Genomic DNA, 16,981 nt, shown 5'->3' on the forward strand with positions numbered 1-16,981 from the left:
GGGCCGGTATGGAGACGACACACCGGGTCCACACCGGTGACGCCCGCGACCTCCCTCTGCCCGACGACAGCGTCGAACTCGTCGTCACGTCCCCTCCGTATCCGATGATCGAGATGTGGGACGACATCTTCGGCGAACTGGACCCCGCCATCGCCGACGCGCTCGATGACGGCGACGGCGACCGGGCCTTCCGGTTGATGCACGACGTGCTCGACTCGGTCTGGGCCGAGATCGCTCGCGTCCTCGTCCCCGGCGGGATCGCCTGTCTCAACGTCGGCGACGCGACCCGCTCGCTGGCCGACGGCTTTCGCTCCTACCCGAACGGCGCCGAGGTGACCGCCCGTGTCACCGACCACGGTCTGCGGGCGCTGCCGGACATCCTCTGGCGGAAACCCACGAACAGCGGTGCGAAGTTCATGGGATCGGGGATGGTGCCGCCCAACGCCTACCCGACGCTCGAACACGAACAGATCCTCGTGTTCCGCAACGGCGAACGGCGGCGCCTCGAACCGGGGGCAACCCGTCGCTACGAGAGCGCGTACTTCTGGGAGGAGCGCAACGAGTGGTTCTCCGACCTCTGGGAGCTCCCCGGCGAGGCCCAGGACATCGAGGCGGGACTGCGGGACCGGTCGGGCGCGTTCCCGCTCGTCGTCCCCTACCGACTGATCTCGATGTTCTCGGTGTACGGCGATACCGTCCTCGATCCGTTCCTGGGGACCGGGACGACGACGCTGGCGGCGCTGGTTTCGGCCAGGAACTCCGTCGGTGTCGACCGGGACCCGGAGCTGTTGGCGGCCCTTGCCGGGCGGGTCGAGACGGCGCCCGACCGCTCCCGCGAGATCGCGCGCGACCGCCTGGCCGACCACCGCGAGTGGGTCACAAACCGGCGCGCCGACGGCGGGGAACCCGGCTACGACGCAGCGCACTACGACTTCCCGGTCAACACCAAACAGGAGCGTCAGATCCGCCTGTACGGCGTCGATTCCGTCGAGGGAACCGAAGACGGCTACCGCGCTACACACGTCCCGGTCGAGTGAGAGGGCGACGCTTTTTGTCGTCCTCGGGCGAAGTTCGAGTATGAACTTCGAGTCGTTCACGCTGCTTGCCGCGACCGACGACCTCTCGGTCGAACCCGAGGGGCGCGCCCACGCCGACGGCGTCGAACTCCGGATGGACTTCGCGGACGACCCGCTGGCCCAACTCGATGCCTACGACGGAGAGCTCCCGGTGCTCGTGACGAACCGCGTCGAGTGGGAGGGCGGCGAGGCGCCGGACTCGGCCGACAGGCTCGACACGCTCGAACGGGCACTGGGGTACGACGCCGTCACCGCCGTCGACCTGGAACTGGCGGCCGTCTCCGGGGCGGGCGAGTACGATGCGGGGCGCGTCGTCGACGCCGCCCGTGACCGCGGTGTGTCGGTCGTCGTCTCGACCCACGACTTCGAGTCGACCCCCGAGCGGGCGGATATCGCCGAACGCCTCGAACGGGCGTGTTCGTACGGCGATGTCGGGAAGATGGCCTCGACCGCCCACTCGCCGGACGACGTGCTGGCGATGCTGGGCGCGACGCGGGACCGCACGGCTGCCGGTGACACCGTGGCGACGATGTGTATGGGCGCTGCCGGGCGCCACTCCAGGGCGGTCGCGCCGGTGTATGGCTCGCGGATCGGCTACGCGCCGGTCGATCCCGCCGACGCCACCGCGCCCGGACAGTACGACCTGGCGACGCTGCGCTCGCTGGTCACGCAGCTTCAGCGCGAGGGCTGAGTCACCGCCCGTACGTCAGTCGGGTCGCCCAGTCGTCGAGACGCGCTTTGACACCGGCCAGCCACGCCCCCGGTGAGACAGCCCGTGCCTGGGCGTCGTCGACCTCGATCCGGGACCCGGAAAACGGGTCCTCGGTTCCGTCGTCGGTGGTGTCGACCACGGCGGTCATACTGCACCGACCACAGGCCTCGCTGTCCTTGCTCATTTGCGCCGATAGTTGTTGGGCGACCGGAATAAAGCTTGCCGCGGTCGGACCGACGTTTTAGGTGGGTCGCCGTTCTGGACTGTGATATGTGCTGTCGTGACGGTTTGAACGGGGACGGGGCGCCGGTGCCATGAGCGAAGCGGACCACGGGGAGGAGACGGCCGACCCGGAGAGCGAGGACCCCGATCTTCCGTCCTGGGACGATCAGTACCTTCGATCGGTCGCCGACCGGCTCAAGTTCAACTACGACCTCGAACGCGACAGGACCGTCCGAGGGGAATCTTTCGAGATGTACGGGCGACTCGCCATCGAGAGTCAGAAGCAGTTCCTCCACCAGTCGATCAACTGGGCCAACTACGAGACCGCCGAACACCTGTTCGTCCGCCGTGTCGACGGCGTCTCGCGGGCGGATCTGGAACACCTGGTCGAGTTGGGTCACGACCTCGCCGACGAGTGGATCGACGCCGACGAGGAACACCAGGGAACGGAGTTTACCTTCGTCCTGGTCGTGCCGCGGATTCCCGACGGTGTGCGGTCGTTCGTCGACGGCTTCCGTGACCGGACGCTGTTGCGCTACGGCTACTACGGCGACTACGAGATCAACCTGGCAGTCGTCGCACCGGAGCGTGAGACGGCGGTCGCCAGCAGCGAGGCCGACACGGCCGTCGCCTTCCAGCTGTGGCGTGATCCGGCGGAACTCACACCTTCGGGGCTGTTGGGCCGGCTTCGCTCCTGGCTCGGCTGAGGCGCCGTCTCGGTCTGTCGGTGTCGTCACCGTCCGCGGTCGGTCGCGCGACCGGAACGAGTCACGCGGCTCCTCGGTGACCGAAGCGCCGATAAAACAGGATCGCGGTCGAATCAGTCGTCGGCCGGCGTGGCGCCGGGCGCCTCACGGACGGACTTGATGTTGCTGTAGCCGATCCAGACGAGCGACAGCGCCAGGCCGACCAGCACCAGCGCCAGCACGATCTGAACCGCGACGGAGATACGTGCGAAGATGCCAGCGCTCTCGGCGAAACCGCCCTGGATGAACTGCTGGTAGAGGTTCTGATACAGCGAGAGGTACAGCAACGCACAGACGGTGATGACCGTCATCAGCGCCATCGGGACGCCGGTGCTGATGAGCTGTTTGTCGTCGTCCCAGTTGGCGAGCCACACCGTGGCCGTCAGCAGTGCCAGCGCGGCGAGCAACTGGTTTGCACCGCCAAAGAGGGGCCAGAGACTCGCCCAGGAGCCGCTTGCGACCAGCGCGTAGGCCAGCAGACACTGGATCGTCGCGTTGCTGTAACGGTTGATGCCGACCTCCTGTACCTGGCGGACGACGACGTTTTCGGCGTCGGGCGTGCCGACGATCTCCTCCGCCATGTAGCGGCCCAGCCGGACCGCCGTGTCCGTCGAGGTCAGCAGGAAGCTCACGAGCACGAGTGCCATGAACGGCGCACCGACCGAGGTCGGGATACCGAAGCTCGTCAGCATCACGCTCCCGCCGGTCGCGAAGTTCGGCAGCGCGCGACCGATACCGCCACCGGCGGTGACGCCGGCGATAGCGACGGTACCGAGCGCGACTGTCGCGAGCAGTCCCTCGCCGAGCATCCCGCCGTAACCGATGGCCCGGGCGTCAGACTCCTTGTTCAGTTGCTTCGCGGTCGTGCCCGAGGAGACCAGCGAGTGGAAGCCACTGATGGTCCCACAGGCGATGGTCACGAACAGCAGGGGGAACAGCGGCAGTCCCGCGGTCCCCATGAACCCGTAGTACGGCTCCAGATTGATGACGAGCGGCTGGGCGGACGTTCCCAGCAGCGTGCCGACGACGACCGCGAGCAACGCGCCCCCGACGCCCGCGTACAGCAGGAACGACGAGAGGAAGTCACGGGGCTGGAGCAGCGTCCACACCGGGAGTACCGAGGCGCTGGCCGCGTACAGCAGGATGACCGGGATCCAGCCGGCCGTGTTCGCGCCCAGCGTTCCCGCGGCCGGGACCATCGACGCCAGTCCCGAACCGAACAGGACGATCGTTCCGGCCGGGTAGGTCCCGGCTTCCGCCGCCGGGAACAGCGCGACAGGGAAGTTGATGCCGACCCAGACGCCCCCGAAGACGGCAGTGACGAACACCGCCGTCCCTGGGAGGAAGGGGAGATCAAGCTGATAGAGGTACACCCCGAATACGAGCGCCAAGGCGATGTAGACGAAACTCGCCGTCGCCGCCTGCGGGAAGGCGTTGAACACGATCGCAACCACGAGTGCGAACACCGCGACGACGAGGATTATCGTCAGGAACGCGAACCACAGGAGCATGTTCTTGCCGCGGTCGCCGACGTACTCGCCGATGATGTACCCGATCGACTTCCCCTCGTGTCGCAGACTCCCCGACAGCGAGACGAAGTCGTGGACGCTCCCCATCAGCGGATTGCCGATAGCGATCCACAGCAGGGCCGGCACCCACCCCCAGACTACACCGGCCGTGATAGGACCCACGATGGGTGCTCCGCCGGCGATACTGGAGTAGTGGTGTCCCAGCAGGACGGGTTTCTTCGAGGGGACGTACTCCTGCCCGTCCTCGTACTTGTGGGCAGGTGTGTCGTTCGAATCGTCAAGTTCGACGAACTGTGCGAGGTATCTCGAATAGCCGAGATACCCGATACTGAACGTGATGAGTGTCGCGACGACGAGCCAGAGTACCTGTACCATGGTAATGTACCTCAGACACACGTGCGGCGAAAAAGTATTTAATAATTATGGGAATATTATGATGGATAAAGTATTAGAGCACCTCGGTCGTCGGAGCACAGATCAGATCGTCGGCGCCGTGGCTTCGGTGTCGATAACGAGGTCGTCTGCGACTTCGGCCAGGAGGTCACCTTTCACTTCCGAGACGCGTTGCTCGATGACGCCGGCGACCGGTTGTGTGAACTCTCCGCGAATCCGCTCGAGACGTTGCTGTTCGGTGCGGTGACGTTCCCGTAAGTACGTCGCCCCGGTGCCCGATTCCCCGTCGTCGGGTGCCGGCGCGACCTTGTTGACGATCAACCCCCCGACAGTCAGGCCGGCGTCGGTGAGGTCCGCGACCGCGCGGTGGGACTCCTCGATCGAGAGTTCGTCGGGGTTGAGCACGAGGTAGAACATGGCGGCCTCTCGAAGCGTCTCGCCGGCGAACTCGAAGTCCGCCTTGCGTTCGGCGAGACGTTCGAGGATCGGGTCCTGCTCCAATTTCCTTCGTGCGGACTTGTCCCCGACCGCGGCTTTCTCGAAGAGATCGACGCTCTCCTCGCGCTTCGCGGCGAGTCGTTCGATCCAGGATTCGAGAAACTCCGGGAGCGCGAGTAGCCGGAGCGTCCCACCGGTCGGCGAGGTGTCGAAGATGACGCGGTCGTACGCCTCGCTGTCGCGCATCACGTCGATAAAGCGGTCGAACAGTGCCGCCTCGTAGGCACCGGGCGTCCGGTGGGCCAGTTCGATCTGTCGGTCGATCTCGTTGACGATGGCGGGACTGACCTGGTCGGTCATCGAGGACTTGATCGACTGCATGTGCCGTTTCACCTCCTCGTCGGGGTCCAGTTCCATCGCCCAGAGGTTCTCGTAGCCTCCGACGGCCGCCGGATCGTCGTCGAACTGCTGGTCGAACACGTCGGAGGTGCTGTGGGCGGGATCGGTCGAGACTAACAGCGTCCGCATCCCCTCGGCTGCACAGCGCAGCCCGTAGGCACTGGAGACGGTCGTCTTGCCGACACCACCCTTCCCACCGAAGAAGACGAACTTGTTCATCTCAGAAGTGGTACTGTTGGCCCTTCCGTTCGACGAGCGACTCGCGGTCCCACATCCGCCGCTCCCAGGCCACGAACTCCTCGGTGAGGTGGGGCAGCAACTCGGCCGTGTAGTACGAGACCGGACTCGGGATGCCAAACGCGTCGGCGAAGCAGGCGAACATGAACACGTCGGCCGTATCCTCCGCCTCCTTCTCGATCTTCTCGAAGGAGGGGTGTTCGATCATGCCGTGGTACAGCCCGTGGAGCCACGCGTCGAGGCCGTCGAGGTACGCCCGAATACGGTCCGAGACAGTCATGTGTTCCGGTACCACGCCCGACACTCATACGTGTTGTGGCGTCTCAACAGGCACAGCCGGTCGAACCGGGCGACCGCTCGAACCGCATCGCCGCTCCACAGTCGGGACAGTCCGGCGGGTCGTCGCCCTCGACATCGATGTCGCGGATACGCACGTCACAGTCGTCACACCAGTAGGCACCCTCGGACCGCTCGTCGGTCACGTCACCCCTGTTTGCCGACTCCGTCGACGCCTGGAGAACGTCTCTGACCGTCGTCAACAATCCCATACGGTGACGTGTGCCGTATCCAACATAAACGTTCGTGTGGATTGTCCGCGGTGCTCACGACCGACCCACTGCCTGCCGGCGGTCGCGCTTCAGACGGCTTCGAGCGCGTCGAGCAGCCGGTCGAGTTCGGCACGTCGCTTCCAGGCGGCGACCCGGTCGCTCACCGGAGCGAGCGGGAGGCCGAGGCTGACCGCAGAGCGGACGGTCACGTCGCTCCCGTGGTCCCGATTGTCGTAGGTCAGGCTCGTCTCCATCGCCTCGAACGGGCCGCGGTCGCCGACCTGGCGGTAGTCGTAGCCGTGCGTTCGGGGTTCGACGACGAACGCGGCTTCGACACCGCCACCGCCGGCGATCACGCGCGTCCCGGCGTCGGTCTCCTCCGTTGCCCGGACCGTGAAGGTGCCCTCCGACTCGATGAGCCCCGTCGGGGTCAGCGCCCTGTCGAGTTCGGCTGGAGACGCGTCGACGAAGCACGTGCGCTCGACCTCGCGCATGCAGTCGTCCTCGCTCCGCGCCCTGTTAGTTCCACGGGTCACAGCGCCAGTGGCGGGAGCGCCAGCGCGGCGACGGCCAGGAACCCACCGATCAGGCCGTAGATCAGCCGCCGAAACCGAGCGGCGGCCGGGATCTCCCTCCGGAGGGCGGGCCGCTCGGTCCAGACGTACCGGTGGTAGGCGACGGCCGTCGTCGCGAGGGCGGCCGCGCCGGCGACGACGAGTCCCGCAGCAAGCGACGCCCCGAGCGTCGTGACGTAGATCGGCCCGAACGAGAACGCGACCGCGAACCCGAGGCCGCTGACGACGAGAAACGGGACCGGATCGACCCGGATTCCCTCGCTGTTGTGGAACATGCCCCGTAGTTGGTGTCGCGTCGGCATGAACGCTCTCATGTCATTTGATGTCAATGAACGTTCCAACAGTTATACGTCGGCCGCGCCGGCAGCACCAGTATGGCCTCCGACGGGGACATCAGGGTGTTACTCGTGTTGAACCTCCTGCTCTCGGCGACGTTCAGTGCCGTCGTCGTCTGGGGAGCGAGTCTCGTCGGGCTGGCGTCGTTTACCGCCGAGACGATCCTCCTGGGGACGTTCGCGCTCGCGTTCCTGACGTATCTCGTCGTCCTTCGATAGGCGACCGAGTAGGTGTCCGCGCCCGGCGTGGCTCCGCCCCGGAAGCGCGGGCGGACACAGCGGGGTCTGGACAGCGACAGCGAGGGCGCTCTCGGGTCTCGAAACGGCCGTCCGGTTCCCGGCTTCGGAAGATATACGGGCGTGGCTGTTGGATATCGGAGATATGAGCGATACAGGACGCAAGCGGCCCTGGCTGGCGGTCTGCCTGGCGTTCATCTACCCGGGGCTGGGTCACGTCTACCTGCGGGAGTGGCTCCGTGCCGTCCTGTGGTTCGGGCTCGTGTTCAGCACGACCACACTGCTGTTGGGCGAGGGGGACCTCCCGACGGAGCTGTCCGTCGACGCCTTCCTCGCGGCCTCGCGCGCGCTTCCCCTGGAGGCGTCGGTCGCACTGCTCGCGATTACGCTTCTCAGCATGGCCGACGCCTACTGGATGGCAGCACGGACACAGCAGGACGCCGCCGTCTCGGACGGGATGAGCTGTCCCAACTGCGGGAAGGAACTCGACGAGGACATCGACTTCTGTCACTGGTGTACGACCGAACTGTCGACCGCCGAGGACACCGGCGCGGACGCGGCCCGGTGACGTGGCCGACGATCCATCGCCGCCCGGGAGCCGCTGGCTGCTGGTGGTCGTCGCCGCGGGCGTGATGGGCGGGGCCGGCACCTACCAGTTCGTCTGGAGCTCGCTCAGCGGCGCCGTCGGCGCCCGCGTCGGCGCGTCGCCGACCGAACTCGGGACCGTCTTTACGGCCTTCGTCGTCGCACAGACCCTCGTCCAGATCCCGGCCGGCAGTATCAGAGACCGCTACGGCCCGCGGGTGCTTCTGGCGGCCAGCGGCCTGTTGCTGGCCGGCGGGTACGCCGGACTCGCCGTCGTCCAGTCGTATCCGCTCGCGGCCGCCGCCTACTCGGTGGGCGGCGTCGGCTCCGGCATCGCCTACACGGTGGCGGTCAACACGCCGGTCAAGTGGTTCACCGACCGGCGCGGGCTGGCGACGGGGGCGGTCACGATGGCCTACAGCGCCGTCAGCGTCGTCGCCATCCCGCTGCTCCAGTCCCGACTGGACGCGTCCTACCGCGCGACGCTGTTGACACTGGGACTCGTGGTCGGGGCCACGGGGCTGCTGGCGGCGCTGGTCCTCCGGGACCCACCGAGCGACCCCGACGAAGCCGCGAGCGAGTCCACGGTCAGCGTCGACGAGACGGCGGCGGTCGGCTGGCGCTCTGTCCTGCGGTCCTGGCAGTTCTGGGTGTTCTTCGGCGTCATGATCGTGGTCAACGGCGTCGGCCTCATGCTCATCGGTCAGTCGATCGGGTTCACCCGGGGGCTGGGACTGGGGCCGGGAACGGCGACGACGGTGGCCTCGGCCGTCGCGCTGGCGGACGCCGGCGGTATCGTCGTCGTCAGCGGGCTCTCGGATCGGGTCGGCGGGGAGCGGACTGTCGGCGTCGCTCTCTTGCTGTGTGGGGCCTCCCTCGCGGGCGCTGTCGCCGTCGGCGTCCGGGGGATCGCGCCGCTGTTCGTCGTTCTCGTGGGCGCGACCGCCTTCTTCCGGAGCCCGGCGTTCGCGGTCTTTCCGTCGCTGGTGGGGAGCTACTACGGCCGGGCGCGCTCCTCGGAGAACTACGCGCTCGTCTACTCGGCGAAGGTCCCCGGCGGCGTTCTCGGCGGGACCGTCGCGGGGTTCCTGATCGCGCGGTTCGGCTGGGTGCCGTCGTTCCTGGTCGGGGCTGCGTTGCTCGCGGTCGCCGGCCTCGCGACGCTGACACTCCGCCCGCCCGGGCTCGCCGGCGGGGCCGAACACGGCGATCCCGGACAGCAGACCAGTTGACGCGGTCGAAGCAGGACGGCTGTCGTCTCGGCGCTACTTCTCGATGATGCTCTCTTCGATCTTCTCGCCGAAGTGCGTCGCCGTGTCCTCGTAGTAGACGAGCAACTCGTCGCCCGGTTCCAGGTCCGTGACCGCGGTCCGACCCTCGCGGGTGTGGACCTTGATCGTCTCGGCGTTCTGGAGCAGCGTCTCGATGCGGTCGCCGTCCCCGGTTTCGGCCTGGACGCGGAACATCGGGCGTTTCTCGATCTTCGCGCGGCCGACGATCGCCTCGCGGGTGTGGCCCTCGCTGTCGACGACCTGGACCTCGTCGCCGCTCTGGAGCTCCGAGAGGTACTTCGTGCCGCCGTCGGGAGTGCGGACGTAGGCGTGGACGGCGCCCGCGTTGACCCGGAACGGCCGGGAGGCGACGTAGGGGGACTCGGCGGTCTCTGCGTGGACGAAAAAGAGTCCGCGGGCCATCGAGCCGACGAGCATCCCCTCGTCGTGTTCCAGCAGATTGCCCGTGTCGATACAGACCCGGTCGGCCGAGCCGGTCTGCTCGACGGCGGTCACCTCGGCGTACTGCAAGTCGAGTTGCTCGCGCCCGACGGCGTCGCGCACCTCGCAGGTCTTGCGGATCTCGTCGATGTCGTCGGTGTCCAGCAGGACGCCGTCGGCGCCGTGTTCGAGCGTCTCGTAGGCGGTGCGGGCGTCCTCGGCGGTCTGGACGCCGGTGATGAGCTGGGTCTCGTCGCCGACCCGGGCGATGAGGTTCTCCAGGGGGATGATCTGCCAGTCCTCACCGATGACGATGGTGAAGTCGGCCTCGGCCGCGACCGCCTCGGCGAAGGCCTCGTAGTCCTCGTCGAAGATCCGGACGTAGCCGCCGTCGGGCGTGGTCTCGTTGCGGCGCAGCGTCGAGAGGTCCGCGGAGCCGGAGAAATCCGAGGGGAGGTCGACGGTGCCGTCGCCTTCGCCGCCCTTGCCGACGATAGTGGCGTCGCTCTCCGAGACCTCCTCTTCGGCCTCCATGACGTGGACATCGCCGTTCGAGAAGGCGGCGACGTTGACTGCCCCCAGTTCCTGGACACGGTCGACATCCGCCTCGTCGACCAGGACCCAGTCGACGCCGGCCTCCAGGCCGGCGGTGATACGGCGCTTCCGTGTCTCCCAGTCGCCGACTTCGTCGTCGGCTTTGAGCCACACGCTTCGTGTCATACCGCGACGTGCGCGACGCCGGGGCTTGAACGTGGCGGATTCAGCAACGCCCGGGGACGCGGTCGGCCGGTGCGCCGATACCGGTCGGTTTCGTGCCGTTAGGCCATGCTTACTGCCGTGATAAGCCGATCCATAACAATGCCCGTTCGGGTGGATGCAGGGGACACAGGGGTTCGGGAGTAGATGACAACAGTAAGCAACGTGTACGCAGTCGCAGGCGCGAAAGGTGGCGTGGGAAAGACGACGACGAGTATCAACCTGGGTGCCGCGCTGTCGGCCGAGGGGTACGATGTCGCCGTCGTCGAACTCGACCTGGCCATGGCCAACCTCGTCGACTTCCTGGATGTCGATATCGATGTCACGGTCGCGACGACGCTCCACGATGTCCTCGGGGCCGAGACGGCCGTCGAGGACGCGACGTATCCGGCCGTCGACGGCCTCGACGTGGTCCCGAGCGGGACGGAGCTCGACGGGTACGCTCGAACGGACCTCGCCCGGCTCCCGGCGGTCGTCGAGACGCTACGGGAGCAGTACGACGCCGTCCTGATGGACACACCGGCGGGACTGAGCGAGGAGACGCTCCGGCCGATGCAACTGGCCGACGCGGTCGTGCTGGTCTCGACGCCCCGCGTGTCGTCGATCCGGAACGCCGACAACACCCGCGAACTGGCCGATCGCGTCGAGACCGAGGTCCGTGGGCTCGTCCTGACGATGTCGGGGACCGGCAGTTCCCCGGGTGCCGACCGGATCGCGTCGTTTCTCGATGTCGACCTGCTCGGACACGTCCCCGACGACGACGCGGTGCCACACGCACAGGACCGGGGGTCACCGGTCGTCGAGGACGCGCCACGCAGCGGGGCGGCTGTCGCGTACCGGAAGATCGCTCGTCGGCTCGTCGGAGCAACCTCGACGGCCGAGCCACGTCCCGACACCGAACCGGGACCGGCGGCGACGGCCGACCGCATGGGCCAGCGGACCGACGGCGGGCACGTCTCCAAAGTGGCCGAGGAGACGGCACAGGTCGCAGACACTGACTCGGTGGCCTCCGGGACGACCGACGAGTCGGTGCCGCCCACAGAGACGACAGCACCGGACCGAACGGGCTCGGACGGGAGCGACGACACGGTCCCGGACGGTCGACCGAACGAACGGATGGGTGACCGAGAGGACGAACCGACGGCCGGTCGAGAGGACGAACCGACGGCCGACCGGGACGGCGACGCCTCGCGGTCGTTCGGACAGAAGATCCGCGCGGTGTTTGGTTTCTAGGCTTCGACGGCCAGGCCCGCCTCGTGGAGCGCGTCGACGGCACCGGCGTCGTCGTGGACGACGGCGGCGACGGCCCGGGCGATCTTCTCCGGTTCGTCGTGCTGGAAGATCGAGCGGCCCATCGAGATCCCCGACGCGCCCGCGTCCATCGCGCCACGGACCATGTTCAGGGTCTCCTCGTCGGTGCCTTTCGCGCCGCCGGCGATGACGACCGGCAGCGCCGTCGACTCGACGACGTGTTGGAAGCTCTCGGCGTCGCCGGTGTACCCCGTCTTGACCACGTCCGATCCCAGTTCCTCGGCCAGCCGTACCGCGTGGCCGACCGCCTGGTTGTAGTCGTCGGCCGCCGGGTCGATGTCGGGTCCGCGGGCGTAGGCCATCGCCAGGACCGGCAGTCCGTAGCGGTCGGCCTCGCTGGTCAGTGCTGCCAGCTCCTCGATCTGTTCGCGCTCGTAGGTGCTACCGACGTTGATGTGGAAGGAGACGGCGTCGGCACCGGCGCGGATGGCGTCCTCGACGGTGCCGGTGGTGCGCTTGTCGTTCTCGTCCGGGCCGATGGTCGTCGAGCCGTTGAGGTGGGCGATGTAGCCGGCGTCGTTCTTGTTCGGGTGGACGCGGTCGGCGATCCCCCGCTGGGTGAGAACGGCGTCGGCACCGCCGCGTGTCACCGCGTCGATCGTCGATTCGATGTCTTTCAGTCCTTTGACGGCCCCCATCGTGATCCCGTGGTCCATCGGGACGATGACGTACTGCCCGTCTGTCCCGATGCGTGTGAGCCGTGCGTGTTTCCCTGTGTTCATGATATGAGACAGTGTGGCAAGTACAATTATGTGCGTTCCGGTTGCGGCCGGTTCTGTGCCCCACGGTGGGCCCCCTCGGTCAGTTCGCGCGCCTTCGCCTCCAGTCGGTCGGCGACCGTCTCGACTGACTCGTCGTTCTCGTGGCCCTCGGCCACGATGTCGACCAGCGCCGATCCGACGATGATGCCGTCGGCGCCCGCCGAGACGATCCGTTCGGCGTGGTCGCCGGTCTTGATGCCGAAGCCGACGGCCTTGGGCACGTCCCAGTCGGACAGTCGGGCCAGCGAGTCCTCGGTGGCGTCGTCCACGTCGTCGCGAGCGCCGGTCACGCCCAGGCGAGCCTGGACGTAGACGTAGCCCGACACCTGTGCTTTCATGCTGTCCAGCCGGTCGCCCTCGGTCGTCGGCGCGACGATAAAGACCAGGTCCAGTCCGAACTCGTCACAGGCCGCCCGGAGCGGGCCGGCCTCCTCGGCTGGGAGGTCGACGACGACGAACCCCTCGATGCCGACCTCGGCGGCCTTCTGGACGAACGGCCGCGGACCGGCCTCCTCGCCGTACTGGAAGACCAGGTTGTAGTAGGTCATACAGACCAGCGGTACGTCCACGTCCAGTTCCTCGACGAACTCGAAGTACCGCTCGACGGTCATGCCCGCCTTCAGGGATCGGACCACGGCGTCCTGGATGGTCTTGCCCTCGGCGATCGGTTCCGAGAACGGCAGCCCGAGTTCGATCAGGTCCGCGCCGCCCCGTTCGAGGGCCTCGACGTAGGCCTGTGAGGCCTCGTAGTCGGGGTCGCCCGCAGCCAGATACGGGACGAACGCTGGGTCGTCGCCCGCGAAGACTCGCTCCAGTCCCATCAGTGCTCACCCCCCGCGCCGCCGGGGCTCATCATCCCGCCGGTGTCGAACACCGACATGTCGGGCGCGATCGAGAGGTCACGCTTGCTCGTCTCCTCGATGACCGTCTCCAGGTCCTTGTCCCCGCGGCCCGAGACGTTGACGACGACGGTGTCGCCGACCTCGTCGTGGTGTTCGTCTCGCGGCTCCGCCGCTCGACCGTCCGTGGCGGGTCCCGCCACGCGCTCCAGGTAGCCGAAGGCGTGAGCCGTCTCCAGTGCCGGGATGATCCCCTCGTCCTGGGAGAGGCGGTGGAACGCCTCCAGGGCGCTGTCGTCGTCGACGTTGACCGGCGTCACCCGCCCCTCGTCGACCAGGTGTGCGAGTTCCGGTCCGACGCCGGCGTAGTCGAGCCCCGCAGAGACGGAGTGCGATTCCATGATCTGGCCGTCCGAGTCCTGCAGGAGCTTCGTCCGGGCGCCGTGGAGGACGCCCTCGTCGCCCGTCGAGAGGGTCGCGGAGTTGGGCGCGACGCCGCGGTCCTCGTCGACGGCCAGCGAGGAGCCGCCGGCCTCGACGGCGTACAGCGCTACCTCCTCGTCGGACACGAACTCCGCGAACGTCCCCATCGTGTTCGACCCGCCGCCGGCGCAGGCGATCACCGAGTCCGGGAGCCCGCCGGTCTGCTCGATGGCCTGCTCGCGGGCCTCCTCGGAGATGACCGACTGGAAGTCCCGGACCATCTTCGGGAACGGGTGCGGACCGACGACGCTGCCGATGACGTAGTGGGTGTTCTCGACGGTGGTCGCCCAGTCCCGCATCGTCTCGGAGATAGCCTCCTTGAGCGTCCCGCGACCGACCGTCACCGGGTTCACGTCGGCCCCGTTGATCCGCATTCGGAAGACGTTGGGCCGCTGGCGGGCGATGTCCGTCTCGCCCATGTAGATCTCACAGGGCATATCGAGGTGGGCGGCGGCCATCGCCGTCGCGGTGCCGTGCTGGCCGGCGCCCGTCTCGGCGATGATGCGCTCTTTGCCCATGTACTTCGCCAGCAGGACCTGTCCGAGCGCGTTGTTGAGCTTGTGTGCGCCGCCGTGGAGCAGGTCCTCACGTTTCAGGTACACGTCGGTGTCGTACCGCTCGGACAGTTGCTCGGCGTACTGCAGGGGGGTCGGTCGGCCGCCGAAGTCGGCCAGTCGGTCCCTGAACTCGTCCATGAAACCGTCCTCGTTCTCGATGACGTACCGCTCGTAGGCGTCGGCCAACTCCTCGATGGCCGGCATCAGCGCCTCGGGTACGTACTGTCCGCCGTACTCGCCGAACTTGGGGTCGTGTGCGTCGTCCGTGCTCATGTCTGTGTCTCCGTCTCCGCGTTCGTCAGTCGCCGCGTGTTCGCTGCCACGTCGGTGTCCGCGCCGTGGTCCATGATCGCCGAGCCGACCAACAGCGCGTCGGCACCGGCCCGGCGCATCCGTCGCACGTCCTCCGGCGTGTGTATGCCGCTTTCGGCAATGAGGGTAACGCTCTCGGGCACCGCCTCGCTCACCCGCTCGAAGGTTCCCAGGTCGACTTCGAGTTGCGCCAGGTCGCGGTTGTTGACGCCGACGATGTCGGCCCCCGCTTCGATGGCCCGCTCGACTTCGGCCTCGGTGTGAGTCTCGACGAGGACCTGGAACCCGCGGTCGCGGGCCGCCGCCACCAGATCGCCCAGGTCGTCGGTCCCCTCGGCCTCCAGGAACCGGACGATCAGGAGGATCACGTCCGCCTCGACAACGTCCAGTTGCGCCTCGTGCAGGACGAAATCCTTCCGCAGGACGGGCACGTCGACGGCCTCGCGGACCCGTTCGAGCGTCCGTGCGGAGCCGCCGAAGTGGTCCGGTTCGGTCAACACCGACAGCGCCGCCGCGCCGCCCTCGACCATCCGCTCCGCGAGCGCGACCGGGTCGTCGGTCCGCGCGCCCTCGGTCGTCGGGCTGGTCGGTTTGATCTCGGCGATCAGCGGGACCCGTCCCTCGCTCTCGGCCCGCTCGAAGGCCGCCGGCAGCGAGCGCGCGTCGGCAGCGACCCGCTCGCCACCACCGCCGCGCTCACGCGCCGCCGCGAGTATCGACGCCACTTCCGGTGCGATCGCACCCACACTGTCGTCCATTACTGAACACTAACGTACAGAAGTGTACATAAGAGTTGCCTTCGGCGCCGGGGCTGTCGGACCTGGCACGGGGACTCTCGGGACCCGCTCCGTCCCGGACGGTAGCCGAACGTTGAAGGCACGACCCGTCGTCTGTCCGCGCATGGAGACGCCGAGCGACGACGCGGGCATCTACGCCCGCGAGTCGGAGTATCTCGACCGGTACGTCCAGTTCGGGGCGGCTGGCGACCGGATCATCTCGCTGTCGTTCCCGACCCACCCCGAGGATGTCACCAGCGACGACCACGCCCTGCTGGATCGAATCGACGAGTACCTCGCCGGGGCGGAAGACGACTTCCGGGACGTAGCCCTCGGGCTGACGGTCCCGACCGACCAGCGACGCGTGCTGGAGGCCGTCCGGGAGATCCCGTACGGCGAGAACGCCACCGTCGAGCAGGTCGCCCGGATGACGCCCGATCTGGATTCGACCGAACAGGAAGATCTGACTGCGGTCCGTGAGGCGCTCGCGGCCAACCCGGTCCCGCTCCTCATCCCGGACCACCGCGTGCGCGACGGCCCCAGTGCCGCGCCGCCACCCGTCGAACAGAAGTTGCGGTCGCTGGAAGGCCTATAGGGACAGTCGATCGATCCCCAGCCCCTCGTGGACGACCAGTTCCAGCGCGTTGACGAGGTAGTGAGCGACGACGACGGCCAGCAGGCTGTCGGTGACGACGAACAGGCCGGCCAGTCCCAGGCCGAGCGTCCCGGTGACGACGATCCCGACGCGACCCTGGGCGCCGTGGCCCAGCGCGAACGCCACTGAGGAGACGAGCGCCATCGCCCACGCCGGCGCACCGAGGCCGGCGACGGGGACGCCGATCGCCGCCGCGCGGAAGAGCAGTTCCTCGACGACGGCAATGGTCGGCAGGATGACCCCCAGGAGGACGACCCACCCGGTAAGCGAGTCCGGCGCCAGTAGTTCGCGGACCGACTCGTCGAAGGCCATGTCGAACCCCGCCGCGAGCGACGCCGCGGCTTCGTTGCCCAGCCAGAACCCGACGCCGGCGGCGACGCCCACGGCGACCGCGGGCAGGCCGGTCGAGAGCGGCGCCGCGGTGACGCCGAAGGCGCTGGCCGGGATCTGGTAGTAGAACGCGCCGGCGAGCAGGAGCGCCCCGAACAGCCCCTGTGTGAGCGCGACGTTCGCCAGTAAGGCCCCCGTCGAGAAATCCTCGGGGGTCGTGGACTGTCGGCGTTCGACCCAGCGCCGCCGCCGGGCGGTCTCGGGCGTCTCGAACCGCGGGACGACGGGATCGGGGGTCGCCGTGTCGGCGTGGCCCTCGACGGACGGGACGCCTTCGGCGGTCGCCGGGAGACCGCTCTGCTCGTCGGCGACTCCCTGCGAAAGGCGTGCGAGCGCGAGTAACGCGGTCAGAAGGAGCCCCGTCAGGCCGACGAAGGCGGCCCAACCGGGCACGGTT

21 protein-coding genes are annotated in these 16,981 nt (G+C 68.0%); 8 read left to right on the forward strand and 13 right to left on the reverse strand.

What is annotated here, in order from left to right; translation table 11 throughout:
* Positions 1-8: 8 nt before the first annotated feature.
* Entirely contained in the window at positions 9-1,037 is a 1,029-nt protein-coding gene (locus P1L40_RS04885) for a DNA-methyltransferase (protein ID WP_284010203.1), read from the forward strand.
* Between the two features lie 40 nt (positions 1,038-1,077).
* The gene (locus P1L40_RS04890; protein WP_284010204.1) at positions 1,078-1,767 is read left to right on the forward strand and encodes a type I 3-dehydroquinate dehydratase; all 690 of its coding nucleotides are present in this window, start codon (positions 1,078-1,080) and stop codon (positions 1,765-1,767) included.
* A 1-nt stretch (position 1,768) separates the two neighbouring features.
* Here the strand turns inward: P1L40_RS04890 and P1L40_RS04895 are convergent, their stop codons facing one another.
* Positions 1,769-1,972 (reverse strand): DUF8007 family protein, encoded by a 204-nt coding sequence (locus P1L40_RS04895; RefSeq protein WP_284010205.1) that lies wholly within the window; start codon positions 1,970-1,972, stop codon positions 1,769-1,771.
* A gap of 130 nt (positions 1,973-2,102) precedes the next feature.
* On the opposite strand from P1L40_RS04895, the gene P1L40_RS04900 reads away from it, so the two are divergent.
* Complete coding sequence (locus P1L40_RS04900) at positions 2,103-2,717, forward strand: DUF8052 family protein (protein WP_284010206.1); 615 nt, start codon at positions 2,103-2,105, stop codon at positions 2,715-2,717.
* Positions 2,718-2,830: 113 nt separating this feature from the next.
* Here P1L40_RS04900 and P1L40_RS04905 read toward each other — a convergent pair whose 3' ends face one another.
* From P1L40_RS04905 to P1L40_RS04930, 6 genes are all read right to left on the reverse strand, one after another.
* Complete coding sequence (locus P1L40_RS04905; RefSeq protein ID WP_284010207.1) at positions 2,831-4,660, reverse strand: carbon starvation CstA family protein; 1,830 nt, start codon at positions 4,658-4,660, stop codon at positions 2,831-2,833.
* Between the two features lie 102 nt (positions 4,661-4,762).
* The gene (locus P1L40_RS04910) at positions 4,763-5,734 is read right to left on the reverse strand and encodes an ArsA family ATPase (protein WP_284010208.1); all 972 of its coding nucleotides are present in this window, start codon (positions 5,732-5,734) and stop codon (positions 4,763-4,765) included.
* A 1-nt stretch (position 5,735) separates the two neighbouring features.
* Entirely contained in the window at positions 5,736-6,032 is a 297-nt protein-coding gene (locus tag P1L40_RS04915; protein ID WP_284010209.1) for a DUF7990 family protein, read from the reverse strand.
* Positions 6,033-6,075: 43 nt separating this feature from the next.
* Complete coding sequence (locus tag P1L40_RS04920; RefSeq protein WP_284010210.1) at positions 6,076-6,300, reverse strand: hypothetical protein; 225 nt, start codon at positions 6,298-6,300, stop codon at positions 6,076-6,078.
* An 89-nt stretch (positions 6,301-6,389) separates the two neighbouring features.
* Positions 6,390-6,794, reverse strand: coding sequence for an SRPBCC family protein (locus P1L40_RS04925; protein ID WP_284010211.1), 405 nt, complete (start codon positions 6,792-6,794; stop codon positions 6,390-6,392).
* Between the two features lie 38 nt (positions 6,795-6,832).
* Positions 6,833-7,177 carry a hypothetical protein gene (locus P1L40_RS04930; RefSeq protein ID WP_284010212.1) on the reverse strand — a complete coding sequence of 115 codons (345 nt, stop codon included), beginning with the start codon at positions 7,175-7,177 and terminating at the stop codon, positions 6,833-6,835.
* 72 nt (positions 7,178-7,249) lie between these two features.
* Between P1L40_RS04930 and P1L40_RS04935 the strand changes: the two genes are divergently transcribed.
* From P1L40_RS04935 to P1L40_RS04945, 3 genes are all read left to right on the forward strand, one after another.
* Positions 7,250-7,429, forward strand: coding sequence for a DUF8107 family protein (locus P1L40_RS04935; RefSeq protein WP_284010213.1), 180 nt, complete (start codon positions 7,250-7,252; stop codon positions 7,427-7,429).
* Positions 7,430-7,592: 163 nt separating this feature from the next.
* On the forward strand, positions 7,593-8,015 hold the full coding sequence (locus P1L40_RS04940) for a zinc ribbon domain-containing protein (RefSeq protein ID WP_284010214.1): 423 nt from the start codon (positions 7,593-7,595) through the stop codon (positions 8,013-8,015).
* Between the two features lies 1 nt (position 8,016).
* Complete coding sequence (locus P1L40_RS04945) at positions 8,017-9,264, forward strand: MFS transporter (RefSeq protein ID WP_284010215.1); 1,248 nt, start codon at positions 8,017-8,019, stop codon at positions 9,262-9,264.
* Between the two features lie 33 nt (positions 9,265-9,297).
* Here P1L40_RS04945 and P1L40_RS04950 read toward each other — a convergent pair whose 3' ends face one another.
* Positions 9,298-10,464 carry a 3-dehydroquinate synthase II gene (locus P1L40_RS04950; RefSeq protein WP_284010216.1) on the reverse strand — a complete coding sequence of 389 codons (1,167 nt, stop codon included), beginning with the start codon at positions 10,462-10,464 and terminating at the stop codon, positions 9,298-9,300.
* A 183-nt stretch (positions 10,465-10,647) separates the two neighbouring features.
* On the opposite strand from P1L40_RS04950, the gene P1L40_RS04955 reads away from it, so the two are divergent.
* A complete protein-coding gene (locus P1L40_RS04955) occupies positions 10,648-11,733 on the forward strand; it encodes a MinD/ParA family ATP-binding protein (protein ID WP_284010217.1) in 1,086 nt (361 codons plus the stop codon).
* Here the strand turns inward: P1L40_RS04955 and P1L40_RS04960 are convergent.
* From P1L40_RS04960 to trpC, 4 genes are read right to left on the reverse strand one after another with little or no spacing between them, the layout of a single operon-like run.
* Positions 11,730-12,533: a 2-amino-3,7-dideoxy-D-threo-hept-6-ulosonate synthase gene (locus tag P1L40_RS04960; protein ID WP_284010218.1), complete on the reverse strand. Its 804-nt coding sequence runs from the start codon at positions 12,531-12,533 to the stop codon at positions 11,730-11,732. The genes P1L40_RS04955 and P1L40_RS04960 overlap by 4 nt on opposite strands.
* A gap of 26 nt (positions 12,534-12,559) precedes the next feature.
* Entirely contained in the window at positions 12,560-13,393 is an 834-nt protein-coding gene (trpA, locus tag P1L40_RS04965; RefSeq protein ID WP_284010219.1) for a tryptophan synthase subunit alpha, read from the reverse strand.
* Positions 13,393-14,724, reverse strand: coding sequence for a tryptophan synthase subunit beta (trpB, locus tag P1L40_RS04970; protein WP_284010220.1), 1,332 nt, complete (start codon positions 14,722-14,724; stop codon positions 13,393-13,395). The genes trpA and trpB overlap by 1 nt, the downstream gene beginning before the upstream one ends.
* On the reverse strand, positions 14,721-15,521 hold the full coding sequence (trpC, locus tag P1L40_RS04975) for an indole-3-glycerol phosphate synthase (RefSeq protein WP_284010221.1): 801 nt from the start codon (positions 15,519-15,521) through the stop codon (positions 14,721-14,723). Before trpC ends, trpB begins: the two co-directional genes overlap by 4 nt.
* A gap of 142 nt (positions 15,522-15,663) precedes the next feature.
* Here trpC and P1L40_RS04980 point away from each other — a divergent pair, with 142 nt between their 5' ends.
* The gene (locus P1L40_RS04980; RefSeq protein ID WP_284010222.1) at positions 15,664-16,134 is read left to right on the forward strand and encodes a methylated-DNA--[protein]-cysteine S-methyltransferase; all 471 of its coding nucleotides are present in this window, start codon (positions 15,664-15,666) and stop codon (positions 16,132-16,134) included.
* On the opposite strand, the gene P1L40_RS04985 is transcribed toward P1L40_RS04980, so the two are convergent.
* Complete coding sequence (locus P1L40_RS04985) at positions 16,129-16,977, reverse strand: CPBP family intramembrane glutamic endopeptidase (RefSeq protein WP_284010223.1); 849 nt, start codon at positions 16,975-16,977, stop codon at positions 16,129-16,131. The two genes, P1L40_RS04980 and P1L40_RS04985, sit on opposite strands and share 6 nt — an antisense overlap.
* Positions 16,978-16,981 lie beyond the last annotated feature (4 nt).

It is taken from the genome of Haloarcula pelagica (assembly GCF_030127105.1).
Classification (GTDB): Archaea; Halobacteriota; Halobacteria; order Halobacteriales; family Haloarculaceae; genus Haloarcula; species Haloarcula pelagica.